This window comes from Idiomarina sp. Sol25 (genome assembly GCF_033052775.1).
In the GTDB taxonomy this organism is placed as follows: Bacteria; Pseudomonadota; Gammaproteobacteria; order Enterobacterales; family Alteromonadaceae; genus Idiomarina.
Map to the genome: position 1 here is coordinate 1 of NZ_JAUPEW010000017.1, position 6,157 is coordinate 6,157.

Sequence of the window (6,157 nt, forward strand, 5' to 3'; positions counted from 1 at the left end):
CATCCACTTTGAAGGTCGACTGGATGGCCACATAGATTTATGAAAACTTGGCTGACACAGAATATTGAACACTCTCGAATAAATTACCGGAGCGGCTGTAAATCTCCGGCAACCGCAGAGCGAACGTAAGCAGGAATACCATAGTTCTTTTCTGATCAAATACGTTATCTAAAAAATACGATACCTAATGCCTTACTACTCAGAGTTGGCATACTTGGTTAGGCAATTCTTTTTGAAGTCTGCTTTATTTCGTGAGCCGTCTTTCATCTCAAATATAAGGAACGCTCGCGCTAGAACCGCTCTGCCTTCAGGGTTTTTGTCACCAGGAATCCATTTCAGAGTTGACATATGGGCGCCTGCTGCTGTAGCTACATATTCTTCAGGGTAACTATAAACTGTTTTGTAGCCCGTAAATTTTCCGTCGCTATTAATGCCAAAGATAATTTCAGTACAGCCTTTTAAAGAACGCTTAGCGAGCTCATCGGGGAAAAACAGAGACCCTAAGTTTTTTCCTGTTTTACTTTTTTCTCTAATCCAATAATTCTCAAGATTAAAATCACCAGAGGAGGTTAAATCCAGGTAAGTCGATGGCTTCTCAATGTTATTAGACTGACAAGCTGTTAGACCCAAAACTAGAAATACAATCAGAAATTTACTTTTATAGCTCATCATTCATTACGTTCCTTGTTTTAGTCTATGATGGTAACAGGCACTACAACTTTTTAACAATTCTACGTATTTTAGCAAAACGTTTCAATTTATTGACTTTCAATTTTTACACCACATAAAAAAACCGCTTTCTTTCGAAAGCGGTTTTGCATTCAAATTACCTTGAATAATTTTTAAAACTTAATACCAGCACTCAACTGTACATACCGTGGAGTCTGATATGAAGTAGGAGCCATGAACCGTTTGTTAGGATCGCCTGGGAAGGCATCTTCTGCGAACTCATTACGGCGCTGAACTGCTGAAGAGTTTAAGACATTGTACACATCTGCACGCAGCTCAATCTCTGTACCAGCTAACTCAGTAGTATAAGTCGCATTAAGGTCTAACTTAGGAGTCCACTCAGTACGGCCGTAGGTACCACGAGGCATCTGAACATATTCGTTTTCAACGGTATCGTCGGTACAATTAGCAGTACAAACATAGAAAGTGTCACCATATGGAGGAACACCGTTCGGGTGACCAATACCAAATGCGTTCAAAGGACGACCTGATGAAAGAGTAAAGTTTGCGCCTAAGCGGAAATTCTCGGTCAAGGCATACGCACCATACGCTTTAAATGTATGACGACGGTCATTCGGAAGGTTACCGTAAGCGCCATCCATCAGCTCTGGGAAGTCAAAGTCTTGTGTAATACCAGCATCATCTTGAGCGATGTCAGACTTAACCAAACCTTCAGTATTACCATAGCTCTGTGACCACGTGTAAGAGGCGTTCATAAACCACTTACCGTCCCAAGCTTTAGCCAGAGTCAATTCAACAGCATTATAGCTACGCTCACCCACTGGGTAGCCAACTTCAGCAAGATCTACGTCAATAGTCTCATTCAGTTGACCGTCACAGTTAGTGTCCGCTCCCAAAGTAGCAACTTCACCTGGGTTACCTAAGATATAAGAGGCAGCATGACAACCATAAGTGTCATCAAGGTATGCTGATATTTCCATATCGTCGATAGCGCCATTAAGTTCACGACGGATACCACGAATACCCCAGCTCCAGTTTTCAGCAAACGCCGCTTCATAACCAAGAATGTACTCGTCTTGATACATTGGATCTAAATCCTGATCCACGATAGAGCGAGTATCTGGTACTTCACCATCAGCGTTCACACGGTCACCGCCAATTTTGTCACCGGCAGTATAAGTAAGATAGTCACCACCGTTGTATTGACTGATTTCTGTTCCTTCTAGAGCAAAGTATTGAGTGACGTCGTACTCGTTACCTGATAAACGAACGTTAGTGTTACTAGCTACTGGCAAGAAATAACGGCCTGCATTAGCAAACACTTTTGACTGACCGTCACCATTGATATCATATGACAAACCTAAACGAGGTGCCCACATGTTATCAATTTCAACGAAGGTTTCGCCGTTACCGTTTTTATTGTCAAACGTATCGTTACGTAAACCAATGGTTGCTGTTAGGTTATCTGTAACAGACCAAATATCTTCGACATAAAACGCGCTGTTTTCAGTTTCAAAACTACCTTCAACAGTACGCACCCGCTCTTCGATATACTGATCAACACCTGCAGGAATCGTAGCTCCGTTATCTAGCTCACCACCTGCCGTACCATCACGTAAGTAAACAAACTTACCACCTGGGCCAGAATATCCCTCAAGTGCGTTAGAGGTATTGGTCTCAGTATCATAACCGAAACGCAGTAAATGGTCGCCTAAGAACCACTCAAAGTCGATACGCATTGCTTCACGCTCGTCTTCACCTTGCTCAGTCAAATATCCCGGGCTACCAATACACCCAGCGAAGGTACCGAGTGGAGCACTATCGCGCAAGTCATAAACAAAGTTACAGTCTTCTTGAACATTATTGCTACTTGTTAGGCTGTACTTATTTTTACCGTATAACGCTGACACGGTTAAATCATCAGTTAAATAACCAGTATATTTTAGAGACCAGTTATCACCACCACTTTCCGCGTACGAAGTAGAACCGTATGTGCGGTCGCCTGTCTGTTGGTTAACTTGATATACATCAGTTTCAGTAGTTGAAGAATCAGAGAACGCTAACAGCTCAAGCAAGTGGTCGTTATTAATTTGCCAATCTAACTTACCGCCATAGAATGCATCGTCGGCTGAAGCTTCATTAAATGAGCTACCTTCACCTGACGTGCTTTCATTCGAGATATCACGTGGGTTATAGATTGCATAGAAAAACAACGTGTCTTCGATGATTGGACCCGAAGCATAGATGTTGCCTTCCATTTCAGAGCGCTCATCAAATGAGTTCTCAATGTAAACTGAACCATCCGAAAGAATTGTGCTTGGAGATTGTTCACGGAACGACTCAGGCTGATAATATACGTTTGCACCAAACTCAAATTCATTGGTACCACTCTTTGTGATGGCGTTGATAACACCACCAGTTGAACGACCAAATTCAGCTGAGTAACCACCAGTTTTAACTTCAAATTCTTTGTAGAATTCGAACGGTACATCAGAGAAACCAGTACCAGTACGGAAGTTGGTTACGTTTAATCCATTTATATAGACAGCGTTTTCCGCAACAGACGAACCACCGAACGATGCCAAGTTACCGAAGCGATCGTCACCGGCTGTAGTACTAGGAGCCAGCAAAGCAACAGATGTCGCGTTACGTGGAACAGGGATACGGTCGATTTGCGCTTCGCCGATGTTTAAAGCAGTACCAGAGCTACGAGTATCAACCATAGAAATGGCTGTACCAGAGACATCAATTGTTTCGATATTTGTTGCTAAAGGTACGGTTAACTCTCTTGAGCTACCAGCACTAATTGAAAATTCTTGAGACTCGTTAGGCTCATATCCGCTTGCGTTAGCAACTATAACGTAGCGCCCAACTGGCAAGGATGGGAAGCGATAACTTCCGTCTTCAGCGACTTCTACAGTGCGGCTGTAGCCTGTTTGAACGTTACGTATAGTAACCTTAGCATTTTCAACCCTTCCGTCACTCGTCGTGACAACTTCACCACTGACATTACCAGTAGTGCTTTGAGCTATGGCTGTAGCTGACATACCCATGGCTGCAGCAACAGCGGCTGCAGTCAGCGTACGTTTAAAAAATGTATTTTTCATTATTAAAAACTCCCTGGAACGTTTTTATTATATCGCTTCATTTTTTTGAAGCTGTTAAGAATCTAACAGGAAGTTATAGAGTTGTAAACTTTTAGTGTTAAATTTGTTGCCACTGTTTAAGCTGTGTAAACAAGGCTCTATAAGAGCCCTATTTATTTATTCATTTATTTACTACACTGGACACAGCTCCCAACAACACCTGTTTCTGGAAAAGCTACTGTCTGTACTATTACATTTTTGAAACCTGCATCTTCAAACAGTACCTTCGTGTTATCCATTTCACCTAGCTGTTCTATAGCCTTCAGCAGACTAATTAAGCGTGATTTATGCTCCGTTATCGCGTTCATGTAGCCAGAGAGTATTTTCTGTGACTCGTCAGACTTACCTTCTGCTGCAGCTTGAAGCGCGCGCTTTGTTGCCGGAAAAAAGTTCATAGCCTGGAAGACACCGTATCGTTCGTACTTCCTGGCAAACTGATTTAGATTGTGCTGCTCCTGTAGCGCGGATTTTGGCAAGTTCCTGGGGCCATACTTTAGCAAGGCTTCCTGAAGAGGTACTACTGACTTTTTAAGTTGCTTAAGAGCGGAAGGTATAAAATCAAACAGTGCTTTGCTGTTTTTATAAATGTTCGAATCGGTTGAGTGCACTAAGGCAACGACACTTCCTCCTCGTTTAAGTTGCGCATGTAAGTTTTTAAGTCCGGCTTGCATATCACCATATTCAAGACCAAAGTGTGAAACAAAGGTACCCACTTTTTTATTCGATGGCAGTTTGAAAGTCTCATAGTAAGTTTCTGAATGTAGCTTCAGTGCGTCATTAAAAGGCTTAAGCTCTGCTGAATCTATTCCCTGAATATCTAACTTCTTCCCTTTTTCCTGTGAATATTCAGTTAACCACTGAACGACAATACCATTGCCGGTCCCTACGTCTACAATCGGCTGCTTTATCTCACTTTCATCCATGCGCTCAAACCAAAACTTGCGCATTTGATAAGCCTGTAAACGCGCTTTATCGTCAAGAAAACTGGCTTTTGCGCCCTTTTGCCAATAGCCACTCCACGGATTTTTTGTTGTTGTCATGGATACTCCAATTGTTATCAGCATAAAACTGTAACTGAGCATACTACGCTCTAAATGCAATGTCAGCTTAGATATAAGCAATCAGTAAACATTAAAAAAGCCAGTCGGGAATTCCCGACTGGCTTTGCTAACTATTAACCTTTGCTAAAAGGTTTTTAGAAGCTCATAGTTACGCCCGCAAAGTAGTAGCGACCTGTAACATCATAAGCTTGTGATGCTGTATTAATACCAGTCGCACCTGTATTACTTCCTTGAGGAAGAATTGGAGGTTGCTTATCGAACGCGTTACGAATACCAACATTAAATTCATAGGTATCGTTTAAGAAATAACGTGCCGAAATGTCGTGGTACGTTACTGAACCTACGTTATTGTACTCACCGTAAGCAGATCTTGTTGTATAGTTATAGTTTTCACCGTTAAGTGAATCTACAGAACTGTCCCAATGACGCATTCTCCATGAAACACTAACATCACCTAAAGAGTATGCAAGGTTCAAGTTCGCACGATGCTCTGGTGTGGTAATTTCACCTGCGTAGTAAGTTGTACTGCCATCGAACATTGATTCGATTGAGTACTCATCAGTATAGTTCCAAATGAAATCAGCAGAGAACATACCGTCTGCAATTTGAGTCCGGTAGTTCATTTCAAAATCAACACCAGAAGTACGGATAATGTTTTCGTTAGAAGAACTGCTGTTAACATCGACTAAAACACCTGTTGAGCTACGAAGAGCTTGCTCATTACAGCTTGCGTCAAAGTTCTCAGGCGATACATCATAGCAACGTTCAAGCACTAAGTTACGTGACGTAATTGAAATCGCATCTTCAACTTTGATTTTATAGTAATCAACAGTTGCCGACAGCTCATCGTTGATTTGCCAGATAGCACCTGCACTGTATGTGTCAGCTGTTTCTTCCTGAACATTTGGGTTACCGCCAACTACACCACCAGTTCCCTGAGTTTCAGCAGAGGTAAGTTCGAATTCTCCCGCTGACTGAATACGTCCATTAACTGAATTAATAGAGCGGCAGTTTTCAGCAATATTTCCATCGCTGGTTGGCGTTACGCCTACACAAGGATCATTAACACGCGCGAAAGTTTCACCGTTACCTGAATACAAATCAGAAATATTCGGCGTGCGAATTGCAGTTGCAGCAGACGCTCGTAGTTTAACACTATCAATTGGCTCGTATTCTGTACCAGGAGAGTGTTCAATATTCTGTGTCAGCCAAGTTTTCATAAATCTATGTGGCCATCCAGTCGACCTTCAAAGTGGATGG

The 6,157-nt window shown here is 42.2% G+C and carries 4 protein-coding genes; all 4 read right to left on the reverse strand.

The features are described from left to right. Positions 1-195: 195 nt before the first annotated feature. The 4 genes from Q5L94_RS13195 to Q5L94_RS13210 all read right to left on the reverse strand — a co-directional run bounded on the left by Q5L94_RS13195 (position 196) and on the right by Q5L94_RS13210 (position 6,117). Complete coding sequence (locus Q5L94_RS13195; protein WP_317498836.1) at positions 196-672, reverse strand: hypothetical protein; 477 nt, start codon at positions 670-672, stop codon at positions 196-198. A gap of 170 nt (positions 673-842) precedes the next feature. Next, a complete protein-coding gene (locus Q5L94_RS13200) occupies positions 843-3,797 on the reverse strand; it encodes a TonB-dependent receptor (RefSeq protein WP_317498837.1) in 2,955 nt (984 codons plus the stop codon). 164 nt (positions 3,798-3,961) lie between these two features. Next, positions 3,962-4,876: an SAM-dependent methyltransferase gene (locus tag Q5L94_RS13205; RefSeq protein ID WP_317498838.1), complete on the reverse strand. Its 915-nt coding sequence runs from the start codon at positions 4,874-4,876 to the stop codon at positions 3,962-3,964. A 155-nt stretch (positions 4,877-5,031) separates the two neighbouring features. Continuing rightward, positions 5,032-6,117 (reverse strand): TonB-dependent receptor domain-containing protein, encoded by a 1,086-nt coding sequence (locus Q5L94_RS13210; protein ID WP_317498839.1) that lies wholly within the window; start codon positions 6,115-6,117, stop codon positions 5,032-5,034. Positions 6,118-6,157: the final 40 nt, after the last annotated feature.